Source organism: Mesorhizobium sp. B2-4-6 (assembly GCF_006442775.1).
GTDB lineage: Bacteria > Pseudomonadota > Alphaproteobacteria > Rhizobiales > Rhizobiaceae > Mesorhizobium.
The window spans coordinates 133,857-152,130 of sequence record NZ_VFVI01000013.1 but is presented as its reverse complement, the minus strand read 5'-3'; the positions used below and the strand labels follow the sequence as shown (position 1 = coordinate 152,130).

The window sequence follows — 18,274 nt, the reverse complement described above, 5'->3', positions numbered from 1 at the left end:
AAAGTCGTATAAGAAGGCACAGGGCACCCTCAGCTGCCGTCATCGGGTGAGACAACGGTCTGGTCGGGTGGACCGTCCTGGCGGACTCTGGTCTTGCGCTGGCGTTTGGACGGCTTGGCCAGCGCCGCGCTTGTCGATGCGCCGCGCTTGGGTTTTCCCGCCGTCGGCGTTGGCTTGGGATGCCGCTGCTTGACGCGCGGCGGCGGTGATTTGCCCTGCTTGTCTTCGCCGCCCATGTAAAACGTGACATGGGGGAAAGGTATTTCGATGCCGCGCTCGTCGAAAATCTCCTTGATGATCTCATTGTAGGTGCGACCCAAGGCGAAATGCTTGCCGGGCTTGGTCTTGATGCGGGCCCGAACCAGAATGGCGGAGTCGGCGAACTCGGTTACGCCGTGCATCTCGAGGTCACCGATGATGTCGCCCGCGAATCCGGCCTCCTTCAGTCTGTCGAAGGCGTCGTGCATCGCCTGCTTCACCTCTGGTATGCTCGCCCCATAGTCCACGCCGATCGATGCGACGTGATAGCTGAAGCCCTTCATGAAATTTGTCACGGCCTCGACGGACGAGAACGGGATGAGGTGATAGGCGCCGTCGAGCGTGCGCAGCGACACGGAACGGATAGTCAGCCGTTCGACGGTGCCGGTAATCCCTCCTGCCGTTACAACATCGCCTTCGTTCATCGCGTTCTCGAACTGTATGAAGGCGCCGGTGATGATGTCTTGCACCAGCTTTTGCGCTCCGAAGCCGACAGCAAGGCCGACAACGCCGGCGCCGGCAAGCAGTGGCCCGATGTTCACGCCAAACTCGGACAGGACCAGCATGACAATGAGGACGCCCAGCGCAACCACAAAGGCGTTGCGGAACAGGGAGAGAAGCGTCCGTTCGCGTGGGGAGGGGACATGGCCGTAATTCGGATTGAGGCGATACTCAACCCACGACTGGACGGCGAGATAGATCAGGCCGCCGGCCAGCAGTATCAGCATCGCGGAAACGATTGAAACGGCGAAGCGCTGGCCGACTTCGCTCGACAGCCACCCGACAATGTTTGCCGCTCGCCAGAACTGGGCGATGACCAGCAACACAACCCCGGCGACCAGGACGCGAACGGCCCTGAGCACATTGGGAACAAAGGCATTGAGGCGCCGTTCGAGCAGCGGAAGCCGCCCGCTGACTTCGGCGGGCAGGCTTATCCCCGCCCCGGCGACCCGCGCGATAACGCCTGTCAGCAGCACGCCTATGGCCACCGCGACGATCGACTGGATAGTGGCCGCGAGGACGAAGGGCAGGGCCATTCCAGGAGCCGCGAGCCACAGAACAAAGACAAGGACCAGGTATCCGATCACCATGACATGCCAAAATCTGGCGAGACCGGCCAGGAACCTGCCCAGAATGTCGGTTCGGCGGGTCTCGCTGCGGCGCAGCAGCCATCGCCGCACCGGATCGCGATTCTGCAGGATGACAATCAGAGCCAGCACCAGCGCCGCAAACATCACGACCACGCGGATCACTTGCGCGGCGTCTTCCGAAGCGTTGATCGCAACGATCGGCGCGAGGAAGAACATCGTGTAGCCGACCACGCCGACGAAGCGGCTCAGCCAGAAATACCAGTATGCTGCCGTTGTATCGTTCAATGTCCAGATTCGCAGCGCAGGCCACCTGGGGGCAAGCAGCGTGCGCGCAAGGACCTTGATGAACTCGATGACCAGGAAGGCGTTCAGGAACAGCGCCCGGTTCATCTCCGCCTGGCCTGCCTGGTCGATAACGAATGCAGACAGCGAAGACACCGAACCGATTGCCCAGGCCGCGAGCACTGTGAGTGCATCGGCCAGCGCGGACAACCCGATGAAGCCGAACCGCTCGAACCTGCCTCCACGTGTCGCGGCACTGGCGAATGCGCGCTGGAACCGGCCAAAGGCGAGCCTCAGCACGAGGTACACGGCGAAGGTGAGCACCACGACGAGGGCGCTGTTGCGTACAGCGCTCCAGAGACTCTGCACATCGATCGAGACGCCTCCGGAAAAGACACCGCCAATTCTCTCGACGAGGCCGGCGACTGTTTTGATCAGGCCCGAAGCGCTCTCTGCCGCGTCCCTTGTATACGCGGCGACCTCCTGTGCAATCGTCGTTTCAGGCGCGACCTCGGCGGCCGGCCGATGGTCGTCAGCGGCTGCGGCGCGCAGTCTGTCGATCAGGCGGTGCCGCGCCTGATCATTCTCCAGGATGCCGATGAGCGCTTCGACCTCCGCGCTCGGCTCGCCGGGCTTTGGACCTCCTTGTGCGGCCGGTTGGGCGAAGCCTGGTGCCCCGGAGAGAAGTAGAAACAACAAGAGAGAAATCAGAGTTCGCACGGCTAGCCCAAGCAAAAATCGACCGGTCGGGGCGCGCTGCCGCTGCCTCAAACAATAGGTAGCCACCTCTTCGCATTGGTATTAATGCAGGGCGAGCCCTGACGGGGGTGATACCTTCATTGAGTGTGGTGAACGCTCCGCTCCTTGGGACGCGCTCAGGCGCCATGTCGCGCCTAGTCCAATGTGGGGCAGCGGCGGTCCGTGCGATCGAACCGCACGCTTACACGTTCGCCATCACGCGAGCGGCCACGGACTTCGATGCTGCGGCGCCCTACATGGTCGATGCGGGCCCGCCGGACGCCCATCCTGTCGGCCTTGTCCAGCGCCCGTTCGGGTGTACATTCACGCCGTCCCGCCAAGCGATCACCACTGCCTTGACGGCGGTCACGGCAATCTTCGCGGCTCGGGTCGCAGTCATCGCGAAACCTGATTTTCGGGCGGCCGTTGTCAAGGTGGAGTTCAAGATCCTGGGCCGAAGCCCGGTCGATGGGCATGCTAGTCAGAGCCATGGCCAAAGCAAAAGCGGTCGATGTCAAGATTGCACGCATGTCTGCGACCTCCTGTCGTTCCTATGCTGCCCCTTAACCCCTACCCTACAGGCTATAACGTGCGGAATCTGCTCGGTTCTAATCAGTTTAGATTGCCAGACTGATACAATCGGTGAGATTGTAAGGAGAGCTTTCGGGTTTTCCCATATGTTCCTAACGAAACTTCACACTTATCGGTGCATGTTAACATTTGATGATGTTCCACTTTGTCGGGAATTTCGCAGGCACACCGGGATCAAGTGCATTTTGGCGCCACTAGCATCCATTGCAAAACTGAAAACCCCGATGATTATACATGATATTGACTATGGTTTTCCACCTTGAAGGCGCCACGCAGAAGCGTCCGCGACCAATTCTGACGCGGCTGGAAGCCCGATCGCGATCGGGCTTCCAGCCAACAGATTGATGCGATCGGTCAGTTAGGAATCTCTTGCGACGTTTTGCTGACCAGTCGTATGGCAAGCCTCCTTCGACATTCTCGGCGGGCCGCCAATTCGGCGGGCGAGACGAGGTTCGCATCGAGCTCGCCGTCGCGCCGGCTAGTCTTCGCCAGAAGGACCATGCCGGCTGCCAGGCGCTGCATGGTCCTTCGGGCAGGACACCACCGGCGGGACGCCCCGATCAGGCAAGCATGTCTACCGGAAGTGGGCGCGGTTTAGTGGCAGGAGAAGAAGAGCGCCGAGATCACGGCGCTCTTTGGATCAATCCCTCAGTAGATCGAACATCAGCTTGAAGAAGCGGTCGGAATCGACCTCGTTGGCGATCAGCGCGTTGTCCTTCAGACCACGCTCGCTCCAGAAGTCGGCGACGGTGGCGCCAAACATGTAGCTGCCGCTGAGATCGACGCCGATATGCGCCGGCCGCGTCCTGACGAGGGTCGGGTCGATCACCAGCGCCAGCGCCAGCGGATCGTGCATGGCGCCGCCGACGCCCATCGAGTTGCGGTGCAGCTTCTCGTAGAACAGCAGCCAGTCGTTGACCAGCTTGCCGAGCGGGGTGTCGATCTTGGCGAGCTCGGCATATTGCGGCTTCTCGACCAGAACCTGCATGGTGACGTCAAGGCCGACCATGGTGATCGGCACGCTGGAATCGAGCACGATCCGCAGCGCTTCCGGGTCGCAGAAAGCGTTGAATTCGGTCGGCGTGATGATCTCGCTCTTGCGGTAGAAGACGCCGCCCATCCAGATGAGTTGCTTGATCTTGGGCACGACCTGCGGATGCTTGAGCAGCAGCAGGCCGATGTTGCAGAGCGGGCCGGTGGCGACCACGACGGTCGGCTCGGCGCGCGACAGCAGCTTTTCCGCCAGGAAGTCCACCGCGTGCTGCTTGACCGGCTTGATGGTCGCCTGGGGCAGGTAGGGCGAGCCCTCCAGGCCGCTTGGGCCGTCGGCGGTCCCCAGCACCAGCGGGCGCGCCAAAGGCCGGTGGCAGCCGGCGGCCACCGGAACAGCGCCGGCGCCTATATATTCGAGGATGCGCAGCGCGTTGGCGGTGGTCTTTTCGATCTCGGCGTTGCCGCATGTGGTGGTGACGCCGAGCAATTCGACGGCCGGCGAGCGATGCGCCATAACGAGCGCAATGGCGTCGTCGTGGCCGGGGTCGCAATCGAAGAGGATAGGCGTAGGGGTCATGGTCTGGCTCGTCATGCGGTCCGCTCGTAGCGGGCAAGGGTATCTTTGAAGACCTTCAGGAAGCGGCGGCCGTCGAGGTCGGTGCCGATGCGGGTGGTCTTCGGCCCGCCGCCGGGCAGGATCTGGAAGCCGCGATAGGCGACCGTCTGCCCGCGCGCCACGCGGCCCTCGGTCAGCACGTCGACGAACAGCGGTTCGGTAAGCGTGGCGAGGCCGGGATCGAAGGCGAGCGCGACGGTGATGACGTCATCGAGCGGGAAGCCGACGAGCCCGAAGAACTCGCGCCAGATGTCGATATAGATCGGGAACACCTCGGCGATCATGTCGACGACAGGGTTGTTCTTGGCCACCGCCTGCATGCCTGCAATGTCGTCGCGCGTCATCATCGAGGTGGCGACGCGGTTGTCCTCGCAGATGTCGAGCGGCACGAGGATCTTGTCGACCTCGGCGTTCAGCACGATGCGCGAGGCCTCCGGATCGGCCCAGACATTGTACTCGGTGACTGGCGTCATGTTGCCGGGCGTCTGGAAGGTGCCGCCGAGCACCAGCAGCCGCTTCAGCGCACCCGCGAGCCGAGGCTCCTGCAGGAAGGCCATGGCGGCATTGGTGAGCGGGCCGGTTGTGACGAGCGTGACCTCGCCCGGATCGGCCATTACGGTGTCGATGATAAAGTCGACGGCATGGCCAGGCGTCGCTTGGCGCTTTGGCGTCGGGGCCGGCGGATTGAACTTCTTCAGCCGCTCGCCGAAGCGCGCGGTCAGCCGCTTCTCGAAATGCACGGGCGCTTCCATGTCGGCCTTGGCGTGGCCGACGATCGGCCGCCAGGCGCCGGCATGCACCGGGATGTCGTCGCGGCCGGCGAGCGTAAGCGTGTTGAGCACCACGTTCGTGACCTGCTCGATCGGCCCGGCAGCGCCGGTGACCGTGGTGACCGCCTCCAGCTTGACGTGCGGGCTGGCTGCGGCAAACAGCACGGCGAGGATGTCGTCGCCCGCTGAATCCACGTCGAGGATTATGCGTTCCATATGCGTGTTGCGTCCTTACCTTGGGAGGGTGTTGTCGTTTTCCGTCGGCCTGTTCTCGACCGAGAGCAGCCTCCTCATGCTGTCGAGCGTCTCGCGGATGATGCGTGGCCGACCGCGATAGGAGAGCGCGAACAGCGCCACCAGCGCGACCACGTAAGGCACGGTCAGGATGAGGTATGACGGGAAGCCGAAGGTCTGCAGCCTGAGCGAGAAGGCATCGGCGAAGCCGAACAGCAGGCAGCCGCCCAGCACCTTCAGCGGGTCGCCGTTGGAGAAGATCAGGATCGCCACGGCCATGAAGCCGCGCCCCGACGACATGTTCTCGGTGAACATGGTGATGTAGCCCAGCGACAGGTGCGCGCCGGCAAGGCCCGCGAGCAGGCCGCAGAGCAGCGAGGCGATGTAGCGCACCCGGGTGATGGAGATGCCCAGCGCCTCGGCCGCCTCGGGCTTTTCGCCGACGACGCGGATATAGAGGCCGAGCTTGGTGCGCTTGTAGAACAGCACCAGCAGCGGCACGGCGATGAAGGCGACGTAGACCATCGGCGTATAGCCCGAGATCAGCGGCGCCCATGACCCCAGCAGTTCGCGGGCCCATGGGATCTGCACCTTGGGCAGGCCGACGATGCCGTGGCCGACGATCGAGCCGCGGGTGCCGAAGATCGCCTTCATCAGCGAGATGGTCATGCCGCCGGCGAGGATGTTGAGCGCAAGGCCCACCACCACCTCGTTGGCGCGGAAGGTGACGACCAGAAGCGCGAAGATGAGGGCGAAGACGAGTGCCGCCGCCACGCCGCACAGCACGCCGACAACGGCCGAACCGGACCAGATGGAGCCGAGCACGGCGAAGAAGGCGCCGACCAGCATCTGGCCTTCGAGGCCGATGTTGAAGATGCCCGCCTTGGTGGTGAAAGAACCGCCGAGGCCGACCAGCAGGATCGGCGCGGTGGTCCTGAGCGTCGCGACCAGGAGCGCGACGTTGAGGAGCTTGTCTAGAACTTCCATCGACGCTCTCCCGCCGTGCTGTCGCCGCGGCGCTTCATCAGCACCTGCGCGGATACGCTGAGGATGATGAGGGCCTGGATGACCGTGATGATCTCGCGCGACGCCGTCGTCTCGACCTCGAGCAGCAGCGAGCCGCTGCGCAGCGCGCCGAAGAACAGCGCCGTGACGATAGTGCCGATGGGCGAGCCGTTGGCGAGGAGGGCCGCGATCAGGCCGTCGAAACCGAAGCCGGGCGCGAAGCCCTCCATGAAACGGTGATGCACGCCGAGCGTTTCGACACCGCCGGCGAGGCCACCGACCGCGCCCGAGGCAAGCAGGACGAGGAAGCCCTGCCGTTTGACGTCGACGCCGCCATATTCAGCGAATTTCGGCGCCGAGCCGACCATCGAGATCGAGTAGCCCTTGCTGGTGTAGCGGAAGAACCAGGCGAAGAAGAGCGCCAGCGCCAGCCCGATGATGAGGCCCCAGTTGAGGCGCGAGAACGAGAACAGCTCAGGCAGGTAGGCCGTGGGCAGGACAGGTGGCGTCTCCGACCAGCCGCCGGGCCGTTTGAACAGGAAGATGGTGAAGTAGGAGGTCAGCAGCACCGCGACATAGTTCGACAGGATGGTGGAGACCACCTCATTGGTGTTGTAGCGGGCGCGGAAGAAGGCCGGGATGGACACCCAGGCGGCGCCCGCGAGAGTCGCCACCAGCAGGCCCACCAGCATGTGGATGCCGGCCGGCAGCGGCAGGTCGAAGCCCACCCAGGCGGCGGCGAAACCGCCGAGGAAAAGCTGTCCCTCGATGCCGACGTTGAACATGCCGCCGCGAAGGCCGATGCAGGCGGCGACACCGCAGATCAGGATGGGCGTGGTCTGCAGAAGAGTGCCGGCGACCTTGGACTGGTCGCCGAAGGCGCCGCGCAGCAGCGTCATGAACACCTTCACAGGACTCTCATCCACCAGGATGATGATCACGGCGCCGATGGCGAGGGCGAAAAGGACGGCGAGAACCTGTCCGGAAACGGCACGCAACCGGTCACTCATGATGCCGCTCCGTCTGTCGCCGGCTCGGCTTCGACACCTGCCATCATCATGCCTATCCTTTCGCCGTCGGCTCCATCGCCCTCGACCTCGCCCATGATCCGGCCGTTGAACATGACCAGGATACGATCAGCGAGCGTAAGGAGCTCATCGAGCTGCACCGATATGACGAGAACGGCGCGGCCCGCGGCGCGCTGGCGCATGATCTCGTCGTGGATGGATTCCTGGGCGCCGATGTCGACGCCGCGCGTCGGCTGGTCGATGAGCAGGAAATCCGAATCGTTGGTGAATTCACGCGCCAGCACGACCTTCTGGATGTTGCCACCGGACAGCCGCTTGACGGTGTCCGCCGGGCCGCGCGCGCGGATGTCGAAGCGCTTGATCATGTCGACGGCATGGCTGGCCGCCGCCTTCCAGTCGAGGACGCCGTGACGCGACCATGGGGCCTTGGACTGGCGACCCATCAACAGGTTCGCCGATATCGATGCGCCGCCATCGACGCCGCGCGCCATGCGATCGCCCGGAACATGGGCGAGGCCCGTCTCGCGGATCCGCGCCGGCGACAGCGCGGTCAGGTCGCGGCCCCTCAGAAGGGCAGATCCATGGCTGGCGGGGCGCAGACCGGCGAGCACTTCGGCGAGCTCGGTCTGGCCGTTGCCGGCAACGCCGGCGATGCCGACGATCTCGCCGGCACGCACGATGAAGCTCGCGTCGCGCAGCGCCGGTAGCCGGCGGTCGTCGCGCGCCCACAAATTCTTGACGTCGAGCACCACCTCGCCGGCCCTCTTGTCGCGACGGCGCCGCTCGAAGCTGACGTCGCGCCCGACCATCATGCGCACCAGATCGGTCTTGGTAAGCTCGGCCGTCGGACGCGTCGCGACATGCTTGCCGTGGCGCAGCACGGTGACGGTGTCGGAAACCTCCATCACCTCCTCGAGGTGATGGGAGATGAAGATGACGGTCATGCCGCCGGCGACGAACCCGCGCAAAGTCTGGAATAGCTCACGGCTCTCCTGTGGCGTTAGCACCGCGGTCGGCTCGTCCAGGATGATGGTGCGCGCGCCGCGCGCCAGCACCTTGAGGATCTCGATGCGCTGCTCGATGCCGACCGACAGCAGTGAGACGCGCTCCGTCGGATCGACCCTCAGGCCGAAGCGCTCGGAAAGCTCGCGCGTCTTCTCGATCTGTGCGGCGTGGTCGATCAGCCCGTTGCGGCGGATTTCCATGCCGAGGAAGACATTGTCCGCCACGGAGAGGGAAGGGACCAGCTTGAAGTGCTGGTGCACCATGCCGAGCCCCGCGCCGATAGCGGCGGCCGGATCGGCCATGACCATGTCCCTGCCGTTGATGCGGATCGTGCCCTCGTCGGGCTGCAGCAGGCCGAACAGGACGTTCATCAGGGTGGTCTTGCCAGCGCCGTTCTCGCCGATGATGGCGTGGATCTCGCCACCGCGCACGGCAATGGAGACGTTGTCGTTGGCGACGAAGGCGTTGAAACGCTTCGTGATGCCAATCAGTTCGACGGCCGTCTCCACGGTAGCCGCCGGTGTGACTGATGCCGGGGAGAGTGACACGTCGGACACGGAAGCTTCACTGCTCCAAGGCAATTCCAGCAAAAGCGTGTAGCGGCTTTCCGTCTGGAAACAAAAGTCGATTGAGCCAGCGAACCGGCCCACGCGAAAAACGGATGCAAAGGAACCGGAGGCGGATCAGCCTCCGGCCACGCTCAAACCTTACTTGGCCTTGGCAATCTTGATCGAGCCCTTGACGATGCCCTTCTTGATCTCGTCGAGCTTGGACTTGATCTCCTCGGGGATATTCGGCGCTATGTCGTCGCAGACCTTCACCTCGACGCCGCCCGAAGCGAGATCGAAGGTGCGCGTGCCGGCGGTCAGCTTGTGGCCTTCGACTTCATCCTTGATCAGGCTGTAGACGGCGATGTCGCCGCGCTTGAGCATCGAGGCAAGCACGTTGCCAGGCGCCGAGGAGCACATATCGATGTCGACGCCGATCGAGTATTTGTCGGCCGCGGCGCTGGCCTGCATGACGCCTTCGCCCGTCGGGCCGGCGACGTTGTAGACAATATCGGCGCCTTCATTGTAGAGCGCCTGGGTCAGTTCGCTGCCCTTGGCCGGATCATCGAAGGTGCCGGCGAAGACGGGCTTCACGGTGACGTCGGGAGCGGCGTATTTCGCGCCCTGCTCATAGCCGCCGAGGAAGTTGCGGATGACCGGGATGTCGCGGCCGCCGACAAAACCGATGGCCTTGCCGTCGCCGATTTTGTCGAAGGCGCTGCCCTTGGCCTCGATCATGCCGGCGAGCGCGCCGGCGACGAAGGAGCCCTGCTCCTCGGCGAAGTTGGCGTAGATCATCTTGTCGCTGTCGAGCACGCCGTCAATGAAGACGAAGCGCTGGTTCGGATAGGCCGCGCTCGCCTTCTGCAGCGCGTCGACGAGTTCCCAGCCCATCACGAAGATCAGGTCGTACTTGCCGTCCTTCGCCAGGTTGGCGAACTGTTCCTCATAGTCGAGCGCGCGGTTGCCTGTGTCGACCAGCTTGAGGTCGATGCCGAAATCGGACTTGGCCTTGTTGAGGCCGTTGACGATGGAAACGCCGAAGCCTTGGGCGAAGTAGCCGGAGATGGCCGCCACGGACACCTTGGTTTCCGCGCAGGCAAGGCTGACCGAGGCCGCGAGCGCCGCGCCGGCGATAATGCACGTCGAAAGGATGTTTTTCATAGCAGTCCCCTGGTTGAAGGTCGCCCCAAGTGCCGTCCCCGCAAGGGGTACCGGAAAACTTGTTGGTGATCATATGACCTTATGAGTGGTCTAATGTCCTGTCAATCTGGTGCCATGCGATGTCCGACCCGGTTGTTTGCGAACCACGGACCGAGACGACTTGACAAAGCGGTCAGATCGATAATTGTTGATACTCTAACAATTTCGCGATGTGATAGCCGGGAGTAGCTGATGCCGAAGCCGATCGTCAGGAAGTTTGTAGTACAGGTCGAGGAGATTTTTCACGAAGGCGGACCTGCGCGGGACGAGCCGGTCAAGCGCGCCGCGGTGCTGGCGGTGATCGAGAATCCGTTCGCCGGGCGTTACGTGGAAGAGATTACCGATTTCATGGACGACCTCAAGCCGCTCGGGCTTGAGATGGCGGAGCGCTTGCTCAAGGCGCTCGGCTGCGATGCTTCGAAGATCGAAGGCTACGGCAAGGGGGCCATCGTCGGCAGCGGCGGCGAGCTCGAACACGGCGCGCTCTGGCACAACCCGGGCGGCTACGCGATGCGCGAATTGCTAGGCGGCGCCAAGGCCATCGTGCCCTCGACCAAGAAGGTGGGCGGCCCCGGCGCGCGCATCGATATTCCGGTCACGCATATCAATGCCTCCTACGTACGCAGCCATTTCGACGCTATCGAAGTCGGCATCAACGACGCTCCCCGCGCCAACGAGTTGCTGCTGGTGCTGGCCATGACGACCGGGCCGCGCGTGCATGCCCGCGCCGGTGGGCTGGAAGCCAAGGACATCAAGGGAGAGGACGGCCTGAGATGAGCGTCGAGATCCGTCGAATTGTAACCATCATCGAAGAAACGCGCGTGGAAGGTGGCAAGCCGGTCAATCCGCCGACGCGTCGCGCCGCGGCGGTCGCCGTCATTCGCAACCCGTTCGCCGGGCGCTATGTGGACGATCTGTCCGTGCTGAGCGACATCGGCGCCGAGCTTGGCGACATCCTGCCGAAGCGCGCCGTGGCGGCGCTCGGCATTCCCGGCGACCAGATCGAGAGCTTCGGCAAGGCCGCCGCCGTCGGCGCCGATGGCGAGCTGGAACACGCCGCCGCCATCCTGCATCCGAAGCTCGGCGCGCCGTTCCGTGACGTGCTCGGCACGGGCGCGGCGCTCATCCCCTCGTCGAAGAAGCGGGGCGGGCTCGGCGTGCCGCTGGACATCCCGCTAGGCCACAAGGATGCCGCCAAGGTGCGCAGCCATTTCGACGGCATGGAAGTGCGTGTGCCGGACGCGCCGCGCGACGACGAGATCGTCGTGGCGATCGCCGTCACAGATTCGGGCCGGCCGCATCCGCGCGTCGGCGGGCTGACCAAGGAACGGGTCGTCGGCAAAGACGGGCTGATCTGAACCGAACCGGCGCCGCCGGTGACTGGCGGCTCCCACCGGATCCCAATAGGACCAACCCAAAGGAAAGCGGCCCTCAAATCCCATTGAGGGCCGCTTTTCCTGCTTTGAGCAGAGCTTGCGGATCAGGCCGCGACGATCTCGGGCACGCGGATGGCAGGCGGCGTGTTCCGGCTGCGCGCGGTGCGCACTTCGCCATCGATCATGATCATGCCGATGCCAGGCAGGTTGCCGAGCGCCAGGCTTTCCAGAAAATCCTTGCCGATGCCACCGGCAGCCTGGTCCATGAAGACGAGGTCGGCGGCACGGCCCACCTCGATGACGCCGCGGTCGGTGAGGTTGCGCACGCGCGCTGTGTTGCCGGTGGCAAAGCAGAAGACCACCTCCGTGGGCAACCCGCCCAGCGACGCCAGGTGGCAGATGGTGCGCAGGATGCCGAGCGGCTGCACGCCCGAGCCGGCGGGACCGTCGGTGCCGAGGATGACGCGGTCGAGCTCGTTGCGCTCCTTGGCGATGCCGAGCACGAATAGGCCGGTGCGCAGGTTGCCGTTGTGGACGATCTCGAGTGCGCGGGCGCCTTCCTCACAGATACGGCGGATCTCGTCGTCGGGCAGGGCGGTGGGGCCTCCATTGATATGCGCCACGACGTCGGCATCCACCTCGAGCACCACCTCGGCGCCGATGCGGCCCGAACCGGGGATCGAAGGACCGCCCGTATGGGTCATCGAGGTCATGCCGTACTTGCGCGCCCAGGCGATCATCTGGCGGCCCGTCTGGCCGTCCTTCACGCCGCCGAGCCCGACCTCGCCGATCAGCGTCACGCCCGCCTCGGCGAGTTCGCGGAAGTCGTTCTCGGTCATGCCCGGCTCCAGCACCGGAGCGCCGGCAAGGATTTTCATGCCGCTGGGGCGGAAATTCGAGAAGCTGCGCTGCGCGGCGATGCCGAGCGCCTTGACGCCGACGATGTCGCGAGGGCGGCCGGGATAGTGCGCCTCGCCGGCCGAGATGATGGTGGTGACGCCGCCGTGGAGTGTCGAGTCTATCCAGCCGAGCTGGTTCTGGCGCGGGGTCCAGTCGCCGGCAACGGGATGGACGTGGTTGTCGATCAGGCCGGGGGTGACGACGCAGCCTTGCGCATCGATGATCTTCGTCGCCTCACTTGTCTCGACGCCGCCCTGCTTGCCGACCGCGGCGATGCGGCCGTCCACGACCACAATGGTGTCGGCGTCGAGGACCGGGCGAGCGATATCGCCGCTCAGCATCAGGCCGATATTGCGGATGACGGTCTTCCCGGCAGTGGTCATGGCTTGGGAGTCTGAGGACATCAGGCAGATTCCTTCTGTTCGGCGCGGACAAGGGAGGACATCCCGCCGCTGAAAGGTCCAGCGACGCCCGCTGTTTTGCTGCGTTCTGAGTTTGGGATCAGTAGGTCATTTGACCGCCGTGTCGCCTGTGTCGTCACGGCTGATGCGCTGGAGCAATTGCAACAGCGTGGCCTGCTCAGCCTTGGAGAGCGGCGCCAGAAGCTGCCGGCCCACTTCGACGCTGCGGTCCAGGCGATCGAGCGTGTAGCGCACGCCGTCGTCCGTCAGCGCGATGATGGCCAGCCGCTGGTCGGTCTTGGAAGCGTTGCGCTTGACGAGCCCCTGCTTCAGCAGCTTACGCACCACGAGACTGATGGTGGACGGATCCATCGCCGTCAGCCGCCCGAGATGGTTCTGGGACACCTCGCCGTGACGCAGCACGGTCGCCAGCGCCGCGAACTGGGTCGGGGACAGGTCCTCGCCGGCCATCTCCTGCTGGAAGCAGAGCGTCGCCCGCTGATGGGCGCGGCGCACGATGTGGGCCGGGTGCAGGTCGAGATCGTATCCGGTCGCGGCATAGCGGGCGAGCGCCTCCTCGCGGCTCAGCCGTTTGTCCTGCGCGGCCTTGCGCTTGGTCCGCTTCGTTTGTTCGATCACCGTCATTGGGATGCTTGAACTCCTGGCAAGCCTGTTGTCGCCGGCACCGGAGCGGTCATGCTGCGACGCTGGCGTTTTCCACGAAGACGCCTTCCCGCAAAGCCCTCACGACGCTTGCCGAGTCGCTGACCACGCCAAAATGGGTGGCGATGTCGTAAAGCGAGCTCTCCTGCTCGCGTGGGCCGGTGGCGGCGCAGCAGTCGCTCGGCACCACGACCTCGTAGCCGTTGAAGAAGGCGTCGTGAACGGTCGAACGCACGCAGATGTTGGTGACCACGCCGAAGACGATAATCTGGTCGACCTTGAGATCCTTCAGCGTCAGGTCGAGATCGGTCTGGAAGAAGGAGGAATAGCGACGCTTGATGACGTGGATCTCGTCGGCGCGCGCGCCGAGGTCGTCGATGATCTCGACGCCCCAGGTGCCTTCCACGCAGTGCGGCGTGCGTTTCAGCCATTCGCGATCCTGGCGCACATTGACTCGGTGGACGTCATGCACCCAGATGACCGGCACGCCGGACGCCCGTGCGGCCTCGATGACGGCAAGCTGTGGCCCGACCAGCGTCTCGTAGCCCGGCAGCACCATGGCGCCGCCCGGCTTGCAGAAATCGTTGATCATGTCGACCACGACGACCGCCGCGCGCCCGGAGTCGATGGCGACGCCAGCTTCCTGTCGATGCGATGAAAACGTATCCAAGGACATGGCAATTTCCCGGCAACCATTGATTGTTGGTGGTCATACAAAACCCTGCACGATCCGAAGTCAATCCTTCCGGATGCTTTGCCCCGGCATGATGAATGACGAGCGTGGGAAACACCGATCCAGGAATTCCAAAGGACCGAAGAGTTGGCGCGACGCCGGATTCGCCGACCGCGGCCACCGAAAAAGCCGTTGACAGCGGCGTGGTTTGGAGAGACCGATTGTTTGACCATCAACGATATTTGCGACATGACCCCGCCCGGTCATGAAAAGGAGCAGGACATGACTGTCATCGTCACGGGATCGAGCGGTTTGCTGGGGCACCACGTGGCGGAGGCTTTCGTGGCCGCCGGCCACGACGTGCTCGGCGTGGACCTTGCGCCGCCCCCGCGCGCCGGCTGGAGGCATGTCAGCGCCGACCTCACCGATCTCGGCCTTGTCCTGCAGATCGTCCGCGACGCCGAGGCCGTCGTTCATGTCGCGGCTATTCCGCGCCCGACCGGCAGGGCCGCCGCCGAAGTGTTCCGCACCAACATGGCGGCAGCCTACAATGTGGTCGAGGCGGCCGCGCTTTCGGGGGCCGCGCGCTTCATCTACGCCTCATCCTTTTCCGTACTCGGCTATCCCTTCGCGCAAAAGCTGACGCCACCCGCTTACCTGCCCATAGACCAGAACCATCCGATCGGCGCGCAGGACGCCTACGGCCTGTCGAAATGGCTGGGCGAGGAGATTGTTGAGGCGGCGGTGCGACGAGGCGCTTTTTCGGCGGTGAGCCTGCGCATGCCCTGGATCCAGACGCCGGAAAGCTTCTTTCACACCGTCGGACCACGCCGGCGCACGCAGGACGCCGGCTGGGACCTGTGGGGTTATCTCGACGCGCGCGACGCGGCCGACGCATTCCTCAAAGCCCTGGCCTGGCAAGGAGAGGAACATCTGCGCACCTTCATCAGTGCCGCCGACACCTATTCGGAAACGCTGACGGCCGATTTGCTGAAGAGCGCCTTCCCGTCCGTTCCAGTCAAGCAACCGCTCGAAGGCTACGCGTCCGTGATCGACAACAGCTATGCCCGCGAGACGCTGGGCTTCGAGCCGCGCCATTCGTGGCGCGCCTACAGCAGCAACTAGTTCTTTGGTTGTCGCAATTCCGGACGGAAGCCGCTTCCGTCTTTCCTGGAATTGCCTTGATAACACAGGAGAAAACACGATGACCCGTTTTATCGACAAGGCCGTGCTGCTGACCGGTGGTGGTGGCGCTATCGGCAGCGCCGCGGCTCGCCGTTTCGCCCAGGAGGGCGCCAAGCTCGCGATCGTGGACCTCGACGCCAAGCGCGCCGAGGACATCGCCTCGTCGATCGGCAACGGCGCCATTGCCATCACCGCCGACGTGTCCGACGAGGCGGCGGCCAGCGAGGCGGTAGCCAGGGTCGTAAAAGCCTTCGGCAGGCTGGACGCGGTGTTCAACAACGCCGGTATCTCGGGCAAGGTGGCCCCAGTCCACGAATTGCCCACCGAAGACTGGGACAACATCGTGCGCATCAACCTGCGTTCGATGTTCCTGGTGCTGAAGGCTTCGGTGAAGGCGATGATTGCCGGCGGCGTCGAAGGCTCGATCGTCAACATGGGTTCGTCGATGGCGGGATGGGACGTGCTTGCCGGCGGGGCTGGCTATGCCTCGACCAAGCACGGCGTGGTCGGCTTGACACGTGTCGCCGCGCTCGACGTGGCGCCGTATGGCATCCGCGTCAACGCCATCTGCCCGGGCGTCATCGAGACCACGCTGGGCGTTCCGGCCGCCGACAAGGCGCAATATCTGGCCGGCGTGCAGCGCTTTGCCGACCGCATTCCGCTCCGGCGCATCGGCCAGCCCGAGGACGTGGCGGCTGCGGTCGCCTTCCTCGCTTCCGACGACGCCCGCCATGTCACCGGGGTCGACTGGCTGATCGACGGTGGACAGACCTTGCAAAGTTGGGCCAATGCGCCCGAGGCCGCCGCCTTCCCGGACCTGCGGCGCACGCGCTGAACCGCTCGGCCGGGCCGCCTTTGCGAGTTTGGCGGCAGACCTATTTCGCTCCGCCCTGGTGCAGTCTCCGGGGCGGCGCGAGCGCGAGCAGCTTGCCGAACAGCCCCTGTGGCAGCATCACGACCACGACGATGAACAACGCGCCGAGTGCGATCAGCCAGTACTGGTCGAGGCTTGCCGACATGGCGTTCTCCGTGCCGCGGACGGCGAGCGCGCCGAGGAACGCGCCCATCAGCACGGAACGCCCGCCGACGGCCACCCAGATCAATACTTCGGTAGAGAGGGCGAATCCGACCAACGGCGGCGAAACGAATCCGAACTGCGTGGTGAACAGGCCACCGGCGAGGCCGGCCATGGCCCCTGAGACGGTGAACACGAAGATTTTGTGCAGCCGCACGTCGTAGCCGAAATGCAGCGTGCGGCGCTCGTCGTTGCGAATGCCCGCGAGCACCGTGCCCAGCGGCGAGCGCCCGATCCACAACGACAACAAATAGGCGAGGAGCGCCGCGCCGCCAATGAAGAAATAGGTGGCGTTGGTGGATAGTGGATCGCCGTTTGGCCCCGACAGCGGCGGCACGCCGAACAGGCCATTGAAGCCGCCGATGAACTCCCAGCGTCGCGCCGCGATCTCACACACCACAGCGGCGCAGAGCGTGACGATGGCAAGATGCGCGCCCGACAGGGCGCGGCCCTGAAACAGTATCCAGCCGAGCACGGCAGCGACCAGCATGGGCAGCAGCAGGGCGAGCGCGATGCCCGTCCACTGGCTGTCGCCTAGCCAGGATAGCTTGCCCAGCGTCACCAGCGCCATTGAATAGGCGCCGACGCCGAAGAAGATGGCTTGTCCGAAGCACAATATGCCGGCCTGTCCCCAGATCAGCCCGAGGCTGAGCGCGAAGATGCCGTATGTGACATACTGCGTGAGCTGGCCGATATTCCAGTCGTCCAGCACGAGCGGGGCTAGCGCGAGTCCTGCCCAGGCGAGCATTGTGAGGCCAAGGCCAAGACGCGCGGGGCGGGTCATTTGCGGCCTCCGGTGATGCCGTTGGGCAAGAAACGGATAATGATCATGGCGAGCAGGAACACCAGGATTTGGGCGTCGGCCTGCGAAATGCCTGTGGAAAAGAGGGTGGTGGCGCCACCGATCACACCGGAGCCGATGAGGGCGCCGACCAGCGAGTTGACGCCGCCGACCAGCACCGAGAGGAAGGATGGAATGAGGAAGCCTACGCCCATCTGCGGGTCGACGCTCATGATCGGCGCCATGACCGCGCCGGCGAAACCGGCCAGCGCCGAGCCGACAGCGAAGGTGGCACGATCAATGCGCCGCGTGTTTATGCCCAGCGAGGCAGCCATCGCGCGGTTGGCGATGACGCCACGTATCTGCAGCCCAAGCTTTGTCCTGAAGAACAGATAGTAGGTGGCGAGCGCCAGCGCGGCCGAGAGCGCCATGATGAAGAGCCGGTAGGCGGGATAGTGGACGCCCAGCACATCCACGGCAGTGGGAAGCGGATTCGGAACGCTCTGGGCTCCCGGCCCGAACAGCACGACGACGCCTTGCTTGATCACCAGGGATAGGCCCCAGGTGGCAAGGATGGTGTCGATGAAGCGATGGTAGATGTGGCGTATGATCAACCATTCGACCAGCAGGCCGACGACGGCCAGCGCCGCGGGCGCCAGCAACAGGCCCAGCCAGAACGACCCCGTGGCATTGCTGACCGCGACGACGACGTAGGCGCCGATCAGGAAGAACTCGCCATGGGCCATGTTGATGACGTTCATCAAACCGAAGATGACGACGAGCCCCAGCGTCACCAGCAGCAGGGCAAGAGTAAAATTCGCGGTGTCGAGCAAAAGGGCGATTGTCGCTTCCATGGCA

16 protein-coding genes are annotated in these 18,274 nt (G+C 64.4%); 4 read left to right on the top strand and 12 right to left on the bottom strand.

All coding sequences use genetic code 11. The features are described from left to right. Positions 1 to 29 precede the first annotated feature (29 nt). From FJ957_RS26465 to FJ957_RS26430, 7 genes are all read right to left on the bottom strand, one after another. A complete protein-coding gene (locus FJ957_RS26465) occupies positions 30 to 2,351 on the bottom strand; it encodes a mechanosensitive ion channel domain-containing protein (protein WP_246685967.1) in 2,322 nt (773 codons plus the stop codon). A gap of 1,249 nt (positions 2,352 to 3,600) precedes the next feature. Beyond that, complete coding sequence (locus FJ957_RS26455; protein ID WP_140835735.1) at positions 3,601 to 4,545, bottom strand: nucleoside hydrolase; 945 nt, start codon at positions 4,543 to 4,545, stop codon at positions 3,601 to 3,603. After that, positions 4,542 to 5,555 (bottom strand): nucleoside hydrolase, encoded by a 1,014-nt coding sequence (locus tag FJ957_RS26450; RefSeq protein WP_140835734.1) that lies wholly within the window; start codon positions 5,553 to 5,555, stop codon positions 4,542 to 4,544. Before FJ957_RS26450 ends, FJ957_RS26455 begins: the two co-directional genes overlap by 4 nt. A 15-nt stretch (positions 5,556 to 5,570) precedes the next feature. Further along, positions 5,571 to 6,560, bottom strand: coding sequence for an ABC transporter permease (locus FJ957_RS26445; protein WP_140835733.1), 990 nt, complete (start codon positions 6,558 to 6,560; stop codon positions 5,571 to 5,573). Further along, on the bottom strand, positions 6,548 to 7,588 hold the full coding sequence (locus tag FJ957_RS26440) for an ABC transporter permease (RefSeq protein ID WP_140835732.1): 1,041 nt from the start codon (positions 7,586 to 7,588) through the stop codon (positions 6,548 to 6,550). The genes FJ957_RS26445 and FJ957_RS26440 overlap by 13 nt, the downstream gene beginning before the upstream one ends. Then, complete coding sequence (locus FJ957_RS26435) at positions 7,585 to 9,120, bottom strand: ABC transporter ATP-binding protein (RefSeq protein ID WP_181180718.1); 1,536 nt, start codon at positions 9,118 to 9,120, stop codon at positions 7,585 to 7,587. Before FJ957_RS26435 ends, FJ957_RS26440 begins: the two co-directional genes overlap by 4 nt. A gap of 198 nt (positions 9,121 to 9,318) precedes the next feature. Then, positions 9,319 to 10,323 carry a BMP family ABC transporter substrate-binding protein gene (locus tag FJ957_RS26430; protein ID WP_140835731.1) on the bottom strand — a complete coding sequence of 335 codons (1,005 nt, stop codon included), beginning with the start codon at positions 10,321 to 10,323 and terminating at the stop codon, positions 9,319 to 9,321. A 231-nt stretch (positions 10,324 to 10,554) separates the two neighbouring features. Here FJ957_RS26430 and FJ957_RS26425 point away from each other — a divergent pair, with 231 nt between their 5' ends. Both FJ957_RS26425 and FJ957_RS26420 read left to right on the top strand, forming a co-directional pair. Next, complete coding sequence (locus tag FJ957_RS26425; RefSeq protein WP_140835730.1) at positions 10,555 to 11,139, top strand: amino acid synthesis family protein; 585 nt, start codon at positions 10,555 to 10,557, stop codon at positions 11,137 to 11,139. Next, a complete protein-coding gene (locus tag FJ957_RS26420; protein ID WP_140835729.1) occupies positions 11,136 to 11,720 on the top strand; it encodes an amino acid synthesis family protein in 585 nt (194 codons plus the stop codon). The genes FJ957_RS26425 and FJ957_RS26420 overlap by 4 nt, the downstream gene beginning before the upstream one ends. A 122-nt stretch (positions 11,721 to 11,842) precedes the next feature. On the opposite strand, the gene FJ957_RS26415 is transcribed toward FJ957_RS26420, so the two are convergent. The 3 genes from FJ957_RS26415 to FJ957_RS26405 all read right to left on the bottom strand — a co-directional run bounded on the left by FJ957_RS26415 (position 11,843) and on the right by FJ957_RS26405 (position 14,378). Beyond that, the gene (locus FJ957_RS26415; protein WP_140835728.1) at positions 11,843 to 13,042 is read right to left on the bottom strand and encodes an amidohydrolase family protein; all 1,200 of its coding nucleotides are present in this window, start codon (positions 13,040 to 13,042) and stop codon (positions 11,843 to 11,845) included. Positions 13,043 to 13,147: 105 nt separating this feature from the next. After that, positions 13,148 to 13,684: a MarR family transcriptional regulator gene (locus FJ957_RS26410; RefSeq protein WP_140835727.1), complete on the bottom strand. Its 537-nt coding sequence runs from the start codon at positions 13,682 to 13,684 to the stop codon at positions 13,148 to 13,150. A 49-nt stretch (positions 13,685 to 13,733) separates the two neighbouring features. Continuing rightward, positions 13,734 to 14,378, bottom strand: a complete 645-nt coding sequence (locus FJ957_RS26405; RefSeq protein WP_140835726.1) for an isochorismatase family cysteine hydrolase — start codon at positions 14,376 to 14,378, stop codon at positions 13,734 to 13,736. Positions 14,379 to 14,657: 279 nt separating this feature from the next. On the opposite strand from FJ957_RS26405, the gene FJ957_RS26400 reads away from it, so the two are divergent. After that, positions 14,658 to 15,500 carry an NAD(P)-dependent oxidoreductase gene (locus tag FJ957_RS26400; protein WP_140835725.1) on the top strand — a complete coding sequence of 281 codons (843 nt, stop codon included), beginning with the start codon at positions 14,658 to 14,660 and terminating at the stop codon, positions 15,498 to 15,500. Between the two features lie 79 nt (positions 15,501 to 15,579). Continuing rightward, complete coding sequence (locus tag FJ957_RS26395; RefSeq protein WP_140835724.1) at positions 15,580 to 16,395, top strand: SDR family NAD(P)-dependent oxidoreductase; 816 nt, start codon at positions 15,580 to 15,582, stop codon at positions 16,393 to 16,395. Positions 16,396 to 16,435: 40 nt separating this feature from the next. On the opposite strand, the gene FJ957_RS26390 is transcribed toward FJ957_RS26395, so the two are convergent. Together FJ957_RS26390 and FJ957_RS26385 are read right to left on the bottom strand one after the other, a co-directional pair. After that, entirely contained in the window at positions 16,436 to 17,419 is a 984-nt protein-coding gene (locus FJ957_RS26390; RefSeq protein ID WP_210243261.1) for a hypothetical protein, read from the bottom strand. Further along, positions 17,416 to 18,270, bottom strand: a complete 855-nt coding sequence (locus tag FJ957_RS26385) for a branched-chain amino acid ABC transporter permease (protein WP_140835723.1) — start codon at positions 18,268 to 18,270, stop codon at positions 17,416 to 17,418. The genes FJ957_RS26390 and FJ957_RS26385 overlap by 4 nt, the downstream gene beginning before the upstream one ends. Positions 18,271 to 18,274: the final 4 nt, after the last annotated feature.

What these genes read in the sequence shown, in the direction of transcription:
- FJ957_RS26455 (WP_140835735.1), bottom strand. Translation starts at nt 4,545, where the DNA reads ATGACGAGCCAGACCATGACCCCTACGCCTATCCTCTTCGATTGCGAC.
- FJ957_RS26450 (WP_140835734.1), bottom strand. Translation starts at nt 5,555, where the DNA reads ATGGAACGCATAATCCTCGACGTGGATTCAGCGGGCGACGACATCCTC.
- FJ957_RS26445 (WP_140835733.1), bottom strand. Translation starts at nt 6,560, where the DNA reads ATGGAAGTTCTAGACAAGCTCCTCAACGTCGCGCTCCTGGTCGCGACG.
- FJ957_RS26440 (WP_140835732.1), bottom strand. Translation starts at nt 7,588, where the DNA reads ATGAGTGACCGGTTGCGTGCCGTTTCCGGACAGGTTCTCGCCGTCCTT.
- FJ957_RS26430 (WP_140835731.1), bottom strand. Translation starts at nt 10,323, where the DNA reads ATGAAAAACATCCTTTCGACGTGCATTATCGCCGGCGCGGCGCTCGCG.
- FJ957_RS26425 (WP_140835730.1), top strand. Translation starts at nt 10,555, where the DNA reads ATGCCGAAGCCGATCGTCAGGAAGTTTGTAGTACAGGTCGAGGAGATT.
- FJ957_RS26420 (WP_140835729.1), top strand. Translation starts at nt 11,136, where the DNA reads ATGAGCGTCGAGATCCGTCGAATTGTAACCATCATCGAAGAAACGCGC.
- FJ957_RS26415 (WP_140835728.1), bottom strand. Translation starts at nt 13,042, where the DNA reads ATGTCCTCAGACTCCCAAGCCATGACCACTGCCGGGAAGACCGTCATC.
- FJ957_RS26410 (WP_140835727.1), bottom strand. Translation starts at nt 13,684, where the DNA reads ATGACGGTGATCGAACAAACGAAGCGGACCAAGCGCAAGGCCGCGCAG.
- FJ957_RS26405 (WP_140835726.1), bottom strand. Translation starts at nt 14,378, where the DNA reads ATGTCCTTGGATACGTTTTCATCGCATCGACAGGAAGCTGGCGTCGCC.
- FJ957_RS26400 (WP_140835725.1), top strand. Translation starts at nt 14,658, where the DNA reads ATGACTGTCATCGTCACGGGATCGAGCGGTTTGCTGGGGCACCACGTG.
- FJ957_RS26395 (WP_140835724.1), top strand. Translation starts at nt 15,580, where the DNA reads ATGACCCGTTTTATCGACAAGGCCGTGCTGCTGACCGGTGGTGGTGGC.
- FJ957_RS26390 (WP_210243261.1), bottom strand. Translation starts at nt 17,419, where the DNA reads ATGACCCGCCCCGCGCGTCTTGGCCTTGGCCTCACAATGCTCGCCTGG.
- FJ957_RS26385 (WP_140835723.1), bottom strand. Translation starts at nt 18,270, where the DNA reads ATGGAAGCGACAATCGCCCTTTTGCTCGACACCGCGAATTTTACTCTT.